Raw genomic sequence first — 13,719 nt, 5'->3', positions numbered from 1 at the left:
ATCATTCGTCCTTCCGGTCGGCGGGGGTGAATATCAGGTTCTGGTAGTCGTAGACCTCGCGCGGCTGATGCGGCACCGGCTCGCCGTCGCGCAACTCCCAGACCCGGTACCCGGCGGCGATCACCGTCTCGACCAGCTCCCGGCTGTGGGGAGCGCCCGCGACCTCGAGGTCTCCGACCTCGAGCGAAAGGACCGGACGTTGCCGCGCCAGCATCTCCCGCATTCCCGAGAGCACATGCGCCTCAGCGCTTTCGGCATCGATCTTGACGAAGTCGGCGCGTATCCCCGACTCGCGAACATAGTCGTCGAGGCAGACCGCCTCGACCCTGAGTTCGTTCGACGGCAGCCGGACCCGCACGGCCTCGGGCAACCTGGCCTGGAACGCCGAGTTGTAGGCGCTGTAGCCCAAACCGTGGTCGTGGAACTCCAATTCGTCACGGGCCGACCACACGGCGGCGGGAACGACGGTGACATTCGGGCGCCGGGCGGCGTTCTCGCGCAGCACCGTCAATGTCGAGGGCGTCGGCTCGAACGACACCACCGCGCCCCGCGGTCCGATCAGCGCGCTGGTCAGCATCGTGTAGTAACCGATATGCGCACCGACGTCGAGAATCGTCGCGCCGTCGCGCAGATGCGCCAGCAGGTAGGCGGTGAGGTCGTAGTCGACGAATCCGTGTCGGTGGATCGCGATCGACACCTCCTCGGGCAGCGCGATCGTCATCGGCTGCCCCCAGAACGTCCGCGCCGTCGAGGTCGCGCCGAGGCCGCGGTGTCGGCGCTCGCGCAGCTCGGCCGTCGTCGGAAACGATGTTCGCAGCGGATGGCGCAGCCGCTCGCGCCAACCGCCGCGCGCCCGCCGGTCCAGCGCGGTGCGCCAACTCCCGTGGGTAGCGGCGCTCATCGGGTCGACGCCGTCTCGGGGAGCGCGAGTTCGGCCTCGACCATGATCCGCGCCAGCTCGTCGGCCGAGGTGTGCGCCTTCCAGCCGAACGCCGAACGCGCCTTGGTGGCATCGCCGATCAGCGACTCGACCTCGGCGGGCCGCAGATATACCTCGTCGTGGCGGACGTGTTCGCGCCAATCCAATCCGACGTGGGCGAAGCACTGTTCGGCGAATTCGCGCACCGTGGTTCCCACTCCGGTGGCCAACACGTAGTCGGCCGGCTCGTCGAGTTGCATCATCTGCCACATCCCTTCGACGTATTCCGGCGCGTATCCCCAGTCCCGGATCGCGTCGAGATTGCCGAGATAGACTCGCGATTGCAGGCCCGCCTTGATCCGCGCCGCCGCCTTGGCGATCTTGCGGGTCACGAATGTCTCACCGCGACGGGGAGATTCGTGGTTGAACAGGATCCCGTTGACCGCGTAGATCCCGTGCGCCTCCCGATAGTTGCGCGTCATCCAATAGCTGTAGACCTTCGCCGCGCCGTAGGGACTGCGCGGATAGAAGATGGTCTGCTCGTCCTGCGGCGGCGGCGCGGCGCCGAACATTTCCGACGAGGACGCCTGATAGAAGCGGGTGTCGACCTTCGATATCAGAATCGCCTCGAGTAATCGGGTGGTGCCGATGCCGGTGACATCGCCGGTGTGCTCGGGCTCGTCGAAACTGACGCGCACATGCGATTGCGCGGCGAGGTGATAGACCTCGTCGGGCTCGATCCGAGCGAGCAGCGTCACCAATCTGCTCGCGTCACCGATATCGCCGTAGTGCAGATACAGTCGGCGCCCGGATTCGTGCGGATCGCGATAGATGTGATCGAGCCGTCGGGTATTGAACGACGAACTCCGCCGTACCAGTCCGTGAACTTCGTAACCTTTACCGAGCAGCAATTCGGCCAGATAGGACCCGTCCTGCCCGGTGATACCGGTGATCAGCGCCTTCTTCACGCGATACCGCCTCCTCTACAGCGGGACGAATTCGGGGTTGAACCGTTCGTGCACATACACCCGGCCCGCGAAACCGCATTCCATGACGTATGTCTTGCTGCCGCAGCGCACCCGCGGACCGTGCGCGGGCCAGAATTCCCGCGAAGCCGCCAACCGGGTGCGCCGAACGGCGAGACCGATATCGCGCAGGTGCGGGCCGAGCAGTACATCCTCGGGCGGGACCAGCGCCTCGCGATCGGGACCGGCGAAGATGACCCTGTTCACGCTGACGACATCGCGTTCGACGGCGAGGATTCGGGATCGGCGCTCGACCACCATCGCCGAGCGCGCGGCGCCGAGCAGATCGCGGACGACATCGGAGACGTCGTCCGCCCGGATCACGCGCTGCTGTTCCACCTGTACCGAAAGGGGTGCGGCGACCAGCGCCTCCAACAGTGCTGTCGTCGAACCGTCCGCGTGCAGCAGCATACGGGTCTGCGGCGGCGCCGAGGAGAATTCTGTCAGCGCGTCCGCGACGATGTCGGCCGATTGATTCGGCAACCTGGATAAGGAAGTCAACGCTACCGCCCGGAGTCGAACAGCGCTGCCGACACGATGCGGCCGGATGGGAAGTCGAAATACAACATTGCCCCCAATGGAATTCGACGAGAGGAATTCGACGAGACGCCGTGCGAATCGCGAGACGTCTTCGGAATGTGCAGTCCGCAACGCCGGAGACTGATTCCAGCATTGCGCTCGCGCACACCACCGGACAAGGGGTTGCCCTGTTGCCTGCGCAAAGGACAACCCGTCGACCGCCGCTCCGAGCGGGGACTAATATGCAAGAGACGCAGCGTATTACGGCACGACGACGATCAACCCCCGGCCCGAACGAACGCCCACATGGATGTCGCGTTCCTGGACCTGCACGCCGCATACCTCGACGCCGCTCACGACCCGAGTACTGCCCCGCGCACCGGTGCGCGCGGCGTCGATGATCAGCACACGCACCTGCCGCACGGCGTCGACCGTGCGGAAGGTGCTGTTCAGGAACGCCAAGGCATCGACGCGCCCGCTGGCCGCCGACCGGACAGCCACGCCGAGGGTGCCAGACGGTAACGTCTGATCCCATGAACACGCGCACTGCGCGTATTCGCTGCAAAACGCGTGTTGGTATGGCTATTCCATCTTTTCGCGGGCACCTCTCGCAACGGACGGCAGCGCTACTGCTCGCCGAAATGCGGCAATCGAATGGCGGTACGCAGGTACCGCGATGCCGCCTACGCGTGAACGTTCCGTCGCTGTCGCAGGACTGTCGCCGATCAGGGTGGAGCGGTAACGGTGACCCTCGGGTGCGGGGGCATACCATCCTTGCCGCCGCTCATCCGGTTCATGCGGAGCCGGTGGCGGCAGAGCAGCGGCGCGCGCAGCGCCGCTGCACTGCGCAACCCGGTGACGCTGCTGTGCGCACAGCCCCCGGGCCGGGCGCCAGCGGTAAGGTCCATCGCTCAGCGAGATTCGGCACCGCCGCCGACGGTAGGCGAGCGACCGCCGGTGCCCGCGCCGCACGAGTCGGCATAGGACAACAGCTGACCGGAATCCGTGGCCAGCAGAAACCGCAGGGTGCTCACACGGTGTTCGGCGGGGGTGGGGCGATACCGCGACTGCCGTGACCGGACACGTCCACGCGCGCGGTAGGCCAACTGCCGCACCGCCCGCTCGGTACGCGCCACGACCGGGGCGATCTCGGCGTGGGAATAACCGAAGACCTCGTGCAGCAGGAACACCGTCCGCTCGACCGGATCGAGAGTTTCCAGCAGCAACAGCATTCCGGCCGACACCGCCTCCGCCAGGGCGCCATCGCTGTCGGGTCCGGCCAGATCCTCCGGCAGCGCCACGGTCTCGGGCCGGGAACGCACGCGCCGGAGCTGGTCGATCGCCTGGTGGGTGACCAGCCGGTGCAGGTAGGCACGGGGATTGTCGAGAGTCGAGGTGTCCACGCGGTGCCAGCGCAACCAGCTCTCCTGTACGACGTCCTCGGCTTCGGCGGCGTCACCGACAATGCGCTGCGCGAGCTTGACCAAGGCCACGCGATCGTATTCGAAGTCGTCCATCACACCCATGATGACGTCGCGCGGGGTACCCGCGTCACACGTGTGACGGCATCGGTGCCGCGCTCGTCGTTCAGGATATGACGACAACAACGCGCGATCTCGTGACAACGGCGGTGACCCGCTTCACCAGCGGTGACCTCGGCGGCTTCCTGGAGCTGCTGCACGAGGACTTCCGATCCCACAACCCCGGCGTCGCAGGCCCCGGCCGCGCGGCGTTCGCGGCCTACCTGCACTCCGCGCAATGGCTGCACACCAGCACCGTTTCGGTACGCCACCTGCTGGTCGACGGCGACTACGCCGCCGTGCACACCCACATCGATACCGGTTCCGGCCCCGGGATCGCCGCGGTGGACCTGTTCCGCGCCAAGGCCGGGCGAATAGCCGAACACTGGGACGTCGTCCAGCAAATCCCCGAACAGACACCCAACCCCCACCCGTTCTTCTGACTCCCTTCCATCAACGACTTCGCCGACCAACCACACCGTGACCGTGCCGAGGTCGCCGACGACGCCGACCTCGACACCACGGCCGGTGAGCATGGATATCCGACCAACCGACACAGCCCCGACGCGCCAGCGTTGGGGGACACGGACAAAGCAGCCCTGCGAATTGGGCGTCCGCTGCCGGTCGGCGATGGTCCGGCGTGGTGTCGACGGCGGCGGACGACCACGCCGAAGGTGATAGACGGTGAAGTCTGATTCCATGAACACGCGCATTGCGCGTATTCGCTGCCGAATGCGTGTTGGTATGGCTATTCCATTCCGGACTCCGAGAATGGAAGCAATGGACACAACGAATTCTTCGGCGGATCACTCCGCTTCGACCGTGCTGGTGACCGGAGCGACCAGCGGTATCGGGTTCTCGGTGGCTCGCGGGCTGGCGCGACTCGGCGCCACGGTGTTGGTGCACGGGCGCGGCGTCGAACGGGCGGCGGAGGCCGTTGCGCGGATCGGCGCGGAGCAGGGCAGGGTGGTGCCGGTGTACGCAGACATCGAAACACTTTCGGGGGTACGCGAACTCGTCGATCAGGTGCGGCATGCGGCTCCGGACGGAATCAACGTGCTGGTGAACAACGCGGGTGCGGCATTCGATCGGCGTGCGGTGTCCGCGGACGGGGTCGAGCGGACCATGGCCGTCAACCATCTGGCGGTCGCGGGACTCGCCCGTGGCCTCGAATTCCATCTCCGGCCCGTCGACGGGCGACCGGACGTGCCGCCACGGGTGATCATGGTGACCTCCTATCTGGAGGCGAGGGCCCGTCCGGTCGAGGACTGGACCTTCCCGGCGGAATGGTCGCAGATGCGGGCGTATGCGACGAGCAAGCTCACCAATCTCGCCTACACCTACGAACTCGCCGAGCGGTGGCGTGATCGGATCGCGGTGTACGCGGTGGATCCGGGGGCGGTGCGGACCGGATTCCAGCGCAGCGCGGGCGGTCCGCTGCGACTCATCGGCATGGTCGGCGGGCTCCTGATGTCCGCGCCGGAGCGGCCCGCTCGCACGGTGGTGACGACGGCCGTCGGCGACCAAGCGCATCCGACCGGCAGTTACCTGCGTGCGGTCCGTGCCGAAGACAAAGGCCGGGTGAAGCTGTCCTCGGCGCGCTCACGGGATCGGGAATATCGGCGTGCGGTCTACGAGGCGACCCAGAGGCTCCTGAGCGACTGACGTGTCCGCGGCCCGCTCGGTTCGGCGAGAGCCGGGTGGTACGAGACGAATTCGCGGACAGCCGAAATCCTCGGGCGGGCAGGCGCGGTGAGCGGGCGCGGGCGGGAATACCGATCACAGTCGACTTCCACGCGGCCGCCCAGGAGGTGACCGGGTCGCCGGTTAGGAACCGGTAGGCGAGTCCAGCTCTCCCGAGTAGGGGCGATTGCCGGTTTCGCGCTCAAATTTCCACAGCTGCGCGGTATACGCGGGGTCTCCGGGTGCGGCGGCGGGGCGCAGACCGGTCATGCCGGAACCGAGGTAGGTGAGAACCCTGGCGGACGGGCCGTCGAGGGCGACGACGCGGATCGTGTAGACGCCCTCCCCGAAACCGTCGACCGAGACGACCTGCCATTCCGCGAGTTGATCGTCCCAGCCGGTGCGACCGTCGCTGTAGTAGCCGAGGTATTGATCGGTGCGCAGGTTGAGCACGTTGTAGACGCGGCGCACCGGGCGCATGCGGATCAGCTGGTCGGGCTCGTCGCTGTCCGGCTCGCAGATCGCCGCTTTCGACGCCGGGTCGACGGTGAGGACGCGGTCGAGATCGTCGAGCGGGCGAACCGCGAACAGGCCGGGGCCCGGTTCGGTCGAATCGGGCTGGGCTTGGACGGGCGCGGACATCAGGATGCCGATCAGCAATGCGGTGGCGACCAGCGCGATCCACGTCGTGTACCGGCGAGTCGTCCGCGACCGTGCCCGCCACGGCGAAGGCGCGCACCCGTACGGATTCGCCGATTTCGGCGGGTGAATGCGCAATGCACCAGCTCGCACGACCTGGCCCTTTCTCGAGTCTGTGGGGACATCGAGTCTTCGGCGACGACGGCATCACGGATGGGTCCGGATTCGAGGAGGTTCCTTCGCGAGTGCCCCGCGCACCGCCGCCACGCCGACGACGCGCCAGAGAGTTCGGTTGCGATGCGCTGTCGAATCCAGTGGTCGCAACCAGTCGGCTACTGTTCAGCGCGCCGCCCGACGCGGTGATATCTCGGCGAACCCATGACCACGAGAGGGTGACGATGAACTCCGTTGTTCTGGATATCCTGACGACCATCGTGTGGAGCCTGCTGACCGGCCAGTGCGTCGGCCGGCAGTTCCCCGGACCTTTCAGCTGATCTTCCCGCCGGGACGGTCGGCATTCGACGCCGCCCGGCGGCACGTTCGATGCCGACCGGCCCGGCACCGAATCTCCCTATAACGGATGTCGATAGCCGAGGAGCACGCGGGCGAACCAGATCACATTTCTGGTGCGATCGGCGAGCGCCCGACGATACTCGGGCGACACGAGTCGAATGCACGGAGAGGTGAAACCTTATGGCGGGCAGGCATCGCGCGGTGAGCGAACGAAGCAAGGCGCTGCGCGGGATTCCGATCGCCGTCGCCGTGCCCGCGGTCATCGCCCTCGGCTCCGTCGGAACCGCGAACGCCCAAGCCGCGCCGGCGAGCGCGTCCGAGCCCGCGCTCGAATCGCCGTCGCCCGTCACGCACTCGATCCGGGCCGCGTCGATTTCCGCGCCCGTGTCCGCCGTCGGCATACCGGAATTCCGAGCAGCCGTCGAACCTGTTGCGGCGCAATCTACTCCGGCCGGTTCGCCGGTGGCGCGCGCGACCGAGATCGCCGGTGTGAACGAGAACGCGGCCGTGATCGGCCAGACTGCGGGCCAGATCATCGGCGGACTGTCCGGAGCGTTGCTCGGCGGCGCGGCGGGCGCGGTGCTCGCCACACCGCTCAGCGCGGGCGCGGCGGCGCCGATCGGCATCGTGGCGGGCGGCATCATCGGCGGTGTGATCGGAACCTACGCCGGGTATTACGTGGGCACCTTGCTCGGATCCGAAGTCGCCGAGCGCGCTCCGCAGATAGTTCCGAATATCCTGCCCTGACCTCACCTGGCGCCTGCCTGCGCCGGTAATGCGATCGGCGCCAACAGCATCCACCGCGGAAGCCGCAGGAGGCGACGCGGGCAGCGCGGCAACGGCCATGAAACCGCCGTGCAGGCGGCGAAGTGGACGGCGGTCACCGCGGCGAGTAGCGCGATGGCGGATCGGCAGGCAGACCCGGTCAGCGCGGCTGTCGCCGCGGGGTGTCGAATTCGGCGATCACGAGTTCGTTGCGGACGTTCACCGATCCGACTACGCTCACTTCAGTCAACTAAAGTCAAGTGAACGCGAGGTGCGTCGTGACCGTGCTCATTCCCGCCGTCAACGGCCAAGTCGCCGCAGGGCTGGCCAGGCGCCTGCGCGGGGAGAACCTTCCGATCCGCGCTCTGGCCCGTGACCGCGACCGGGCCGAGACAGCGCTCGGCGGGTCTGCCGGAGTGGAGATCCAGGTCGGACCGCTCGACGATGCCGCGTTGCTGGCCGAGGCTCTGCGCGATGTCGACATCGCGTTCCTGTCGGTGGGTACCGATCCGCGTCAGACCGAACTGGAGAAGGCGTTCATCGACGCCGCCGCGAAAGCCGCTCTGCCGCACCTGATCAAACTGTCCACCATCGACACCGTGCCCGACTCCCCCAATCCGGTCGGCCGCTGGCACGCCGACATCGAACGTCACCTCGCCGACAGCGGTGTGCCGCACACGATTCTGCGCCCGGCGTACTTCACGACCAATCTGCTGCGCACCGCCGCACCGTCGATCAAGGCCACCGGACGCTGGTTCGGCACCTCCCCGAACGGCCGGATCGCGATGATCGCCCCGCACGACATCTCCGAGGTCGCGGCCGCCGTCGTCCTCGATCCCGCCCTGCGCGGCCACACCTACGACCTGACGGGTCCCGAAGCTCTCACCCTGCACGAGATCGCGGCGATCCTCGGCGAGCTCCTCGGACGCGAGATCACCTATGCGACAGCCACTCCCGAGCAGATGCGCGAGGCGATGGCCGCGCGCGGCGTGCCGGACTACTACGTCGAGGTCGCGCTCGGCATCGACCGCAGCGTGGAGGCCGGACTGCACGCCTCGGTCACCGGTACGGTCGCGGAACTGATCGGCCGCGCACCCGCCGACGCTTCGACGCTGCTGGCCCGCCATCTGCCCGCGTTCGCCGTGTGATCGTGTCGGCTAGGGCCGGAGCACACCGGGCAGCCGGGGCAGGCCGACCTCCACGTGACCGACATGCCCCGGCGCGGATTCGCACACCGCGGGAATGGCGTTGACCGCCGCCATCGCGGTCCAGGTGTAGCCGAGATAGGGGGCGTGACCGTCGGGTCCGGTGGCGGCGCGCAGGATCATCTCACTGGGCGGGTCACCGGAGATGACGATGCGGTAGTGGCTGTCACCGGCGTTCCACGCGGGACTCAGATCCTGGTCGCCCATCGTGTAGACGGCGTTGAAGACGATCAGCGGCGCGCCGTCCACCCACGCGGTCCATCGGTGATGCTGACCGGCCACGGTGCCCGCGCGCACCACCCCGGCGACTCCGGGGATGTCGCTGGTTTCGGTCCCGACATAGTGAATGTCGGCGGTGGCGACGGCGACCTCGATATCGGCGATGGTCACCTTGTCGATCGTCCGGCCCAACCCGTCCGCGATGACGGCCATGGATTGCGCGAACGCGGGTACCGCCGCACCGAGCAGGGTCGGCCCGGCGAAGAATTCCTTCGGGTCCTTGCCCATGCCGATCCACTCGATGTACTTCGAGGGCTCCTGGCGGAAATTGACCACCTCGAACACCTCGACGCTGTCGACACGACTGGTGATGCGTGCGAGCGTGAGCGGCAGGAGGTCGCCCGCGTATCCGGGATGGATGCCGCCGGTGTGGTAGGAGGCGCCGCCGTCGCGACATGCCTGCTCGATGAGGTCGAGCGCCGCCGCGGTGTCGTCGGTGCGATGGAACGGCCCGCAGGTGGTCACGACGTTCTTGCCCGAGCGGAGCAGGCGGCAGATCGCCTCGACGTCGGGCAGGATCGGCGCGTAGAAGACGCAGTCGACGTCGAGTCCCATGATGTGTTCGACGTCGTCGGTGGCGAGCACGCCGGTCGGCGCGGTGCCCGCGATATCGCCCGCGTCCAGACCGACCTTGTCCGCGCTGTATACGAGCACCCCGGCCAGTTCGAAGGACGGGCTGGCGACGAAGTGTCGGATCGCCGCCTTGCCGACGCTGCCGGTCGCCCATTGCGCGACCCGATACTTTCGCCCGGTCACCGGAGAGCTCATGGGTATCCACTCCTGTCGTTCAGCGTCGGCGTAGTACCGCGACGACCGCAGCTTACCTACGGTCGACGCATACCGAATCAAAAACTGGAGTATCTACTGTTGACTTAACGGTTGCCGCGCTGCCGACGCGCCCGCGCCTCAACGTCGCACGGTCTCCCATCGGAATCCATCGGGGTCGGCAAACGCACCCGCGGCTCCACCGAGGACGATCCGGTGCGATCCAGTGCCCTCGGGCGCGACGCCCGCATCCTTGGCGGCGGCGCGGCGACCGTAGAGCGCGAGCTTCACCGATGCGGACGCGGCCTCGAATTCCACGTATTTGCTACCGAAACTCTTCGCCACCGCCAGACCCTGCTCCACATAGAACTGCTTGGTGGCTTTCACATTCTCGACGCCGAGCAGCACCACGAAGTCATCGATCTCGCGGGTCGCGGGGCCGCTGTCCTTCTTCGCCGAGGTCGCGATCTTCCAGATGGCGCCGTCGGGAGCCTGCACCACGCCCCCGTAGCCCCAGAAGCTCTTCTTGGCGGGCTTGAGTGTCGTCGCGCCCGCCGCCACCGCGCTGCCGACCAGGCTGTCCACGGTGCTCGGCTGCGATACCACGAGCGAAAGGAGGAAGCCGCGGAATCCGGTGGTCGGCGCGTCGGTCGCCCGCACACCGAGTCGGTCGCCCAATCCGAACGCTTCGGCGTAGAAGGTCGAGGCGGCGGCAGGGTCCGACACCTCGAGGACGACGGTTTCGATGGTTGCTCGATCAGTGGTGATGTTCATGGAAACAACGCTAGAAGCCAGGGCGCCCGCGATGCTTCTCGATTCCTGACCGGTCCGCGTCATCACTGCTGTTCGCGACGCAACCGCGAATTCTCCGCTCGCAACCGGGTCACCAGATCCTCCAGTTCGAGGATTCGGCGGACACCGGCGAGGTTGATGCCCTCCGCCGCCAATGTCGCGATCCTGAGCAGCCGCGCCACGTCGTCGCCGCTGTATCGCCGGGTTCCGCCGTTACTGCGGGCGGGCGTGATCAGCCCGTGCGTTTCGTACAGCCGCAAGGTCTGCACGGCGAGACCCGAAAGGTCCGCGGCCACCGAGATCGCGTACACCGCCCGGCCGGGATCGGGCAGCCGACGCTCTCGCCACTCGCTCATGCGCGCCCTCCTCGTATCGCTCGAAGATTTTCTAGCCTAACGCCTTGCACTCACCTACTTTGAGTGCTAAAACAAATCTATGTCAACCGGCAGAGATTTTCTGCCACAGACGCAACGAACGGAGAGTGTTGACAATGGCAACCATGCTCATGCGCACCGATCCCTTCCGCGACCTGGACCGCCTGACCCAGCAGGCATTCGGTACCGCGGCCCGCCCCGCCGTCATGCCGATGGACGCCTGGCGCGACGGCACGGAATTCTTCGTGGAACTCGACCTGCCCGGCATCGATCTCGAAACCCTCGACCTCGACATCGAACGCAATGTCGTCACCGTGCGCGCCACCAGGCCCGCCCTCGACGCCAACCGGTCGATGATCGCCGCCGAACGCCCGCGCGGCGTGTTCAGCCGCCAACTGTTCCTCGGCGAAGGACTCGACACCGACAACATTCGCGCCGACTACACCGACGGTGTGCTCCGTCTGGTGATCCCGGTGGCCGAGAAGGCCAAGCCGCGCAAGATCGAAATCGGACGCACAAACGGCCACAAGGCAATCGGCTGATTCCACCATCCCACCCGAATACGCGAAAGCAGCGGACACCCGAGGGTGTCCGCTGCTTCGTTCGCGCTCGCACCACGGTGACGTTGGCGCGAGCGCAGGCCGGTCCGGCCTGTCGGGCAATCTCCCGAGGGCTTTCGTTGCAGGCCGCGCTGCTTGAGGCGTCGACCGTCCTCGGCATGCTCGACACCCGCGGCACGCCATACTCCGACGGCCTACACCTGAGTGGCGCCCGTGCGGGTGCAGAATCGGAGCGGTCGTTTCGTACGCGCGATACGCGGTAATCCCGTTACGGCGGGTCGTGCGTCCGCCACATCTTCACCGATCGTTTCCCGAGGCCGACGACGTCCAGAAGGGAGCTCACCGTGCAGAACGACTCCACAGTGTTCCGCGTTCGATTCATCCCGTTGATCGACAAACCATCGGGCGAAGACGAGTCCGAGTTCACCAGCAGGCTGAAATCGGTGGGAGCGATGGTGATCTACGGCGAGTATCCCGACGCTGTCACGATCGGCGCCACCACGCAAGCCGCCGACCACATCGCCGAGCTTCCTTTCGTGCGCACTGTCGACGTCGTCATCGAGGACTGAGCGGTCGTCGAGAGCCGAACGGCGTAGCCATCGGTCGAGGAGACCGGGCGATGCGCGCGGGCACATGCGGCCCGCGCCATGTCGGTCTGACCTGAACCCGACCGACGAGCGCGCTCCGCAGGGACAGCTGGATCGGGCCCGCACCGGCCGGGTCGTTCAGCGCCGCGCGCCGGGTGACGGGTGCACACGCGCGGCGACGGCCAGGCGCACATTCGCCCTCCGTAGCGCGAGCAGCGCCGCACGATCGTCGCGATCGTGTTCGAGCCGGTGCGCGGCGTCGGCCTGCGCGGCGCGCGCCCGGTCCACATCGATACGATCGGCGAATTCGATGGTGGCGGCGACGATGTCGATCTCGTCGTCCGCGACGCGCAGTTCACCGCCGTGCAGTGCCGCGAGCCAGGTGCGCGCCCCGGCGTCCACCGTGAACGGACCGATGTCCAGCGGTATCACGCACGACGGGTGACCGGCCTCGATCAGCAACTCACCCGTCGCGGTGGGCACCCGAAGTGCGGTGGCGGTGAAGGCGAACGCGCGATATCCGGGCACCGCCAGCGTCACCGACAGCCCGGTCCCGTCTTCGGGGCGGACCCGGACGACGGTGGATCGGCGCATCATCTCAGGGCCGCCACGGATGCAGGACCACCTTGGTCCAGCCGTCCTCGCGCGCGTCGAACCGCTCGTAGGCTTGCGGCGCTCGGTCGAGGGGCGGTTCGTGGGGACACGCCGAGGCTCTCGTGTCCGAGCACCTTCCCGTTCTCGATCCCTCGTACATGTGCAGGTCCGAACCGCAGATATTGGTCGAGGTGATGCGCACCAGCGCGGCGGTGGGGCGTTCGATCCGCGCGTCGGGAACTTCCTCGACCGCGAGATCGCGCGGTCCGTGATAGACAACGGCTTTCATCGTTCTTACCTCCTCCGCGTCGACGGTGCGCGCCTGTCGAGCGCCGCGCGCGGGCTGTCTACCCCGAGAATCGCGGCCCAATCGAGCGTTGTCGGCCGCGATCGGGTGCGTTGGGCCGGTACACCGGTTTGTCGCACTGTGTCGGGGTATGTCCTCCTCACCAATCAGGACGACAGTGGGGGCCTCACACCATGGCGTTATCGTCTCGACCGGCAGGTCGGTCGTTGCTTCTCCTCGGCATCGCCGTTGTCGCGCTGCTGCTGACGGGTTGTGGCACGCAGTCGCCGCCGGAGCAGGGCGACCGGGAACGCGTGGCGGCCGGTATCCCGTTGCTGGTGCTCCGGCTGCCCGGTGACCTTTGGGCGCGGACCAGCACCGGTGCGGGACACAAGCCCATCGAGGAACCGCGGCGGTTGACCGAGACCCCCGAAGGCGGGCTCACGGTGGAATTGACCGGCGCGCAACTGGTCGACTATCTGCGACTGCTCGATTTCAACGCGCACGGCGGTTTCATGGCCAGGGACAAGGAGACCGCGTCGAAGATCTACCGCGAGATCGCCGTGGTGCTCGACAACCTCGTCACACCGCGAGCCGCCGACGCTCCCCCGCCCGAGGTGACGATCGACGGGAGCGGTTCGACGAACGACGCGGGCCCACCGTCGTGAACCGGCAGGCCGACCCCGCCGAGCGA

General features: G+C 67.3%; 18 protein-coding genes and 2 pseudogenes. 9 read left to right on the top strand and 11 right to left on the bottom strand.

Features of this window, described 5'->3' with window-relative positions; genetic code table 11:
* Window position 1: 1 nt before the first annotated feature.
* From IT779_RS31725 to IT779_RS31710, 4 genes are all read right to left on the bottom strand, one after another.
* Complete coding sequence (locus tag IT779_RS31725; RefSeq protein WP_196153161.1) at window positions 2-901, bottom strand: FkbM family methyltransferase; 900 nt, start codon at window positions 899-901, stop codon at window positions 2-4.
* Window positions 898-1,887, bottom strand: coding sequence for a GDP-mannose 4,6-dehydratase (gene gmd, locus IT779_RS31720; RefSeq protein ID WP_196153160.1), 990 nt, complete (start codon window positions 1,885-1,887; stop codon window positions 898-900). The genes IT779_RS31725 and gmd overlap by 4 nt, the downstream gene beginning before the upstream one ends.
* Before the next feature lie 15 nt (window positions 1,888-1,902).
* A complete protein-coding gene (locus tag IT779_RS31715; RefSeq protein ID WP_196153159.1) occupies window positions 1,903-2,427 on the bottom strand; it encodes a hypothetical protein in 525 nt (174 codons plus the stop codon).
* Between the two features lie 297 nt (window positions 2,428-2,724).
* Window positions 2,725-2,964, bottom strand: coding sequence for a hypothetical protein (locus tag IT779_RS31710; protein WP_196153158.1), 240 nt, complete (start codon window positions 2,962-2,964; stop codon window positions 2,725-2,727).
* 90 nt (window positions 2,965-3,054) lie between these two features.
* On the opposite strand from IT779_RS31710, the pseudogene IT779_RS31705 reads away from it, so the two are divergent.
* A pseudogene (locus IT779_RS31705) lies at window positions 3,055-3,156 on the top strand (CGNR zinc finger domain-containing protein); the annotation flags it as partial.
* Window positions 3,157-3,374: 218 nt separating this feature from the next.
* Here the strand turns inward: IT779_RS31705 and IT779_RS31700 are convergent.
* Window positions 3,375-3,980, bottom strand: coding sequence for a sigma-70 family RNA polymerase sigma factor (locus IT779_RS31700; RefSeq protein WP_196153157.1), 606 nt, complete (start codon window positions 3,978-3,980; stop codon window positions 3,375-3,377).
* Between the two features lie 77 nt (window positions 3,981-4,057).
* Here IT779_RS31700 and IT779_RS31695 point away from each other — a divergent pair, with 77 nt between their 5' ends.
* Together IT779_RS31695 and IT779_RS31690 are read left to right on the top strand one after the other, a co-directional pair.
* A complete protein-coding gene (locus IT779_RS31695; protein WP_196153156.1) occupies window positions 4,058-4,426 on the top strand; it encodes a nuclear transport factor 2 family protein in 369 nt (122 codons plus the stop codon).
* Window positions 4,427-4,763: 337 nt separating this feature from the next.
* On the top strand, window positions 4,764-5,648 hold the full coding sequence (locus tag IT779_RS31690; protein WP_196153155.1) for an SDR family NAD(P)-dependent oxidoreductase: 885 nt from the start codon (window positions 4,764-4,766) through the stop codon (window positions 5,646-5,648).
* Between the two features lie 162 nt (window positions 5,649-5,810).
* Here the strand turns inward: IT779_RS31690 and IT779_RS31685 are convergent, their stop codons facing one another.
* Complete coding sequence (locus tag IT779_RS31685) at window positions 5,811-6,308, bottom strand: hypothetical protein (protein ID WP_196153154.1); 498 nt, start codon at window positions 6,306-6,308, stop codon at window positions 5,811-5,813.
* A gap of 4 nt (window positions 6,309-6,312) precedes the next feature.
* On the opposite strand from IT779_RS31685, the gene IT779_RS38625 reads away from it, so the two are divergent.
* From IT779_RS38625 to IT779_RS31675, 3 genes are all read left to right on the top strand, one after another.
* Window positions 6,313-6,435 carry a hypothetical protein gene (locus tag IT779_RS38625; RefSeq protein WP_269781681.1) on the top strand — a complete coding sequence of 41 codons (123 nt, stop codon included), beginning with the start codon at window positions 6,313-6,315 and terminating at the stop codon, window positions 6,433-6,435.
* Between the two features lie 563 nt (window positions 6,436-6,998).
* Window positions 6,999-7,565 (top strand): hypothetical protein, encoded by a 567-nt coding sequence (locus IT779_RS31680; protein ID WP_196153153.1) that lies wholly within the window; start codon window positions 6,999-7,001, stop codon window positions 7,563-7,565.
* Between the two features lie 296 nt (window positions 7,566-7,861).
* The gene (locus IT779_RS31675; protein WP_196153152.1) at window positions 7,862-8,731 is read left to right on the top strand and encodes an NmrA family NAD(P)-binding protein; all 870 of its coding nucleotides are present in this window, start codon (window positions 7,862-7,864) and stop codon (window positions 8,729-8,731) included.
* 9 nt (window positions 8,732-8,740) lie between these two features.
* On the opposite strand, the gene IT779_RS31670 is transcribed toward IT779_RS31675, so the two are convergent.
* From IT779_RS31670 to IT779_RS31660, 3 genes are all read right to left on the bottom strand, one after another.
* Window positions 8,741-9,835, bottom strand: coding sequence for an NAD(P)H-dependent amine dehydrogenase family protein (locus IT779_RS31670; protein WP_196153151.1), 1,095 nt, complete (start codon window positions 9,833-9,835; stop codon window positions 8,741-8,743).
* Between the two features lie 138 nt (window positions 9,836-9,973).
* On the bottom strand, window positions 9,974-10,606 hold the full coding sequence (locus IT779_RS31665) for a VOC family protein (protein ID WP_196153150.1): 633 nt from the start codon (window positions 10,604-10,606) through the stop codon (window positions 9,974-9,976).
* Between the two features lie 62 nt (window positions 10,607-10,668).
* Window positions 10,669-10,980 (bottom strand): MerR family transcriptional regulator, encoded by a 312-nt coding sequence (locus tag IT779_RS31660; protein ID WP_196153149.1) that lies wholly within the window; start codon window positions 10,978-10,980, stop codon window positions 10,669-10,671.
* A gap of 143 nt (window positions 10,981-11,123) precedes the next feature.
* On the opposite strand from IT779_RS31660, the gene IT779_RS31655 reads away from it, so the two are divergent.
* On the top strand, window positions 11,124-11,540 hold the full coding sequence (locus IT779_RS31655) for an Hsp20/alpha crystallin family protein (RefSeq protein ID WP_196153223.1): 417 nt from the start codon (window positions 11,124-11,126) through the stop codon (window positions 11,538-11,540).
* Between the two features lie 362 nt (window positions 11,541-11,902).
* A complete protein-coding gene (locus IT779_RS31650) occupies window positions 11,903-12,127 on the top strand; it encodes a hypothetical protein (RefSeq protein ID WP_196153148.1) in 225 nt (74 codons plus the stop codon).
* A 156-nt stretch (window positions 12,128-12,283) separates the two neighbouring features.
* Here IT779_RS31650 and IT779_RS31645 read toward each other — a convergent pair whose 3' ends face one another.
* Both IT779_RS31645 and IT779_RS38265 read right to left on the bottom strand, forming a co-directional pair.
* Window positions 12,284-12,742 (bottom strand): hypothetical protein, encoded by a 459-nt coding sequence (locus IT779_RS31645; RefSeq protein WP_196153147.1) that lies wholly within the window; start codon window positions 12,740-12,742, stop codon window positions 12,284-12,286.
* 104 nt (window positions 12,743-12,846) lie between these two features.
* A pseudogene (locus IT779_RS38265) lies at window positions 12,847-13,028 on the bottom strand (alcohol dehydrogenase catalytic domain-containing protein); the annotation flags it as partial.
* 224 nt (window positions 13,029-13,252) lie between these two features.
* Here IT779_RS38265 and IT779_RS31635 point away from each other — a divergent pair.
* Window positions 13,253-13,693 (top strand): hypothetical protein, encoded by a 441-nt coding sequence (locus IT779_RS31635; protein WP_196153146.1) that lies wholly within the window; start codon window positions 13,253-13,255, stop codon window positions 13,691-13,693.
* Window positions 13,694-13,719: the final 26 nt, after the last annotated feature.

This window comes from Nocardia bovistercoris (assembly GCF_015674855.1).
GTDB lineage: Bacteria > Actinomycetota > Actinomycetes > Mycobacteriales > Mycobacteriaceae > Nocardia > Nocardia bovistercoris.
The sequence above is the reverse complement of the archived record's forward strand: the minus strand, read 5'-3'. Positions and strand labels throughout refer to the sequence as shown.

Bases quoted from the DNA above. Each gene is read 5' to 3' on its own strand.
- IT779_RS31725 (WP_196153161.1), bottom strand. From the start codon at position 901: ATGAGCGCCGCTACCCACGGGAGTTGGCGCACCGCGCTGGACCGGCGG.
- IT779_RS31700 (WP_196153157.1), bottom strand. From the start codon at position 3,980: ATGGACGACTTCGAATACGATCGCGTGGCCTTGGTCAAGCTCGCGCAG.
- IT779_RS31695 (WP_196153156.1), top strand. From the start codon at position 4,058: ATGACGACAACAACGCGCGATCTCGTGACAACGGCGGTGACCCGCTTC.
- IT779_RS31690 (WP_196153155.1), top strand. From the start codon at position 4,764: ATGGACACAACGAATTCTTCGGCGGATCACTCCGCTTCGACCGTGCTG.
- IT779_RS31685 (WP_196153154.1), bottom strand. From the start codon at position 6,308: ATGTCCGCGCCCGTCCAAGCCCAGCCCGATTCGACCGAACCGGGCCCC.
- IT779_RS38625 (WP_269781681.1), top strand. From the start codon at position 6,313: ATGCCGATCAGCAATGCGGTGGCGACCAGCGCGATCCACGTCGTGTAC.
- IT779_RS31680 (WP_196153153.1), top strand. From the start codon at position 6,999: ATGGCGGGCAGGCATCGCGCGGTGAGCGAACGAAGCAAGGCGCTGCGC.
- IT779_RS31670 (WP_196153151.1), bottom strand. From the start codon at position 9,835: ATGAGCTCTCCGGTGACCGGGCGAAAGTATCGGGTCGCGCAATGGGCG.
- IT779_RS31665 (WP_196153150.1), bottom strand. From the start codon at position 10,606: ATGAACATCACCACTGATCGAGCAACCATCGAAACCGTCGTCCTCGAG.
- IT779_RS31660 (WP_196153149.1), bottom strand. From the start codon at position 10,980: ATGAGCGAGTGGCGAGAGCGTCGGCTGCCCGATCCCGGCCGGGCGGTG.
- IT779_RS31655 (WP_196153223.1), top strand. From the start codon at position 11,124: ATGCTCATGCGCACCGATCCCTTCCGCGACCTGGACCGCCTGACCCAG.
- IT779_RS31645 (WP_196153147.1), bottom strand. From the start codon at position 12,742: ATGATGCGCCGATCCACCGTCGTCCGGGTCCGCCCCGAAGACGGGACC.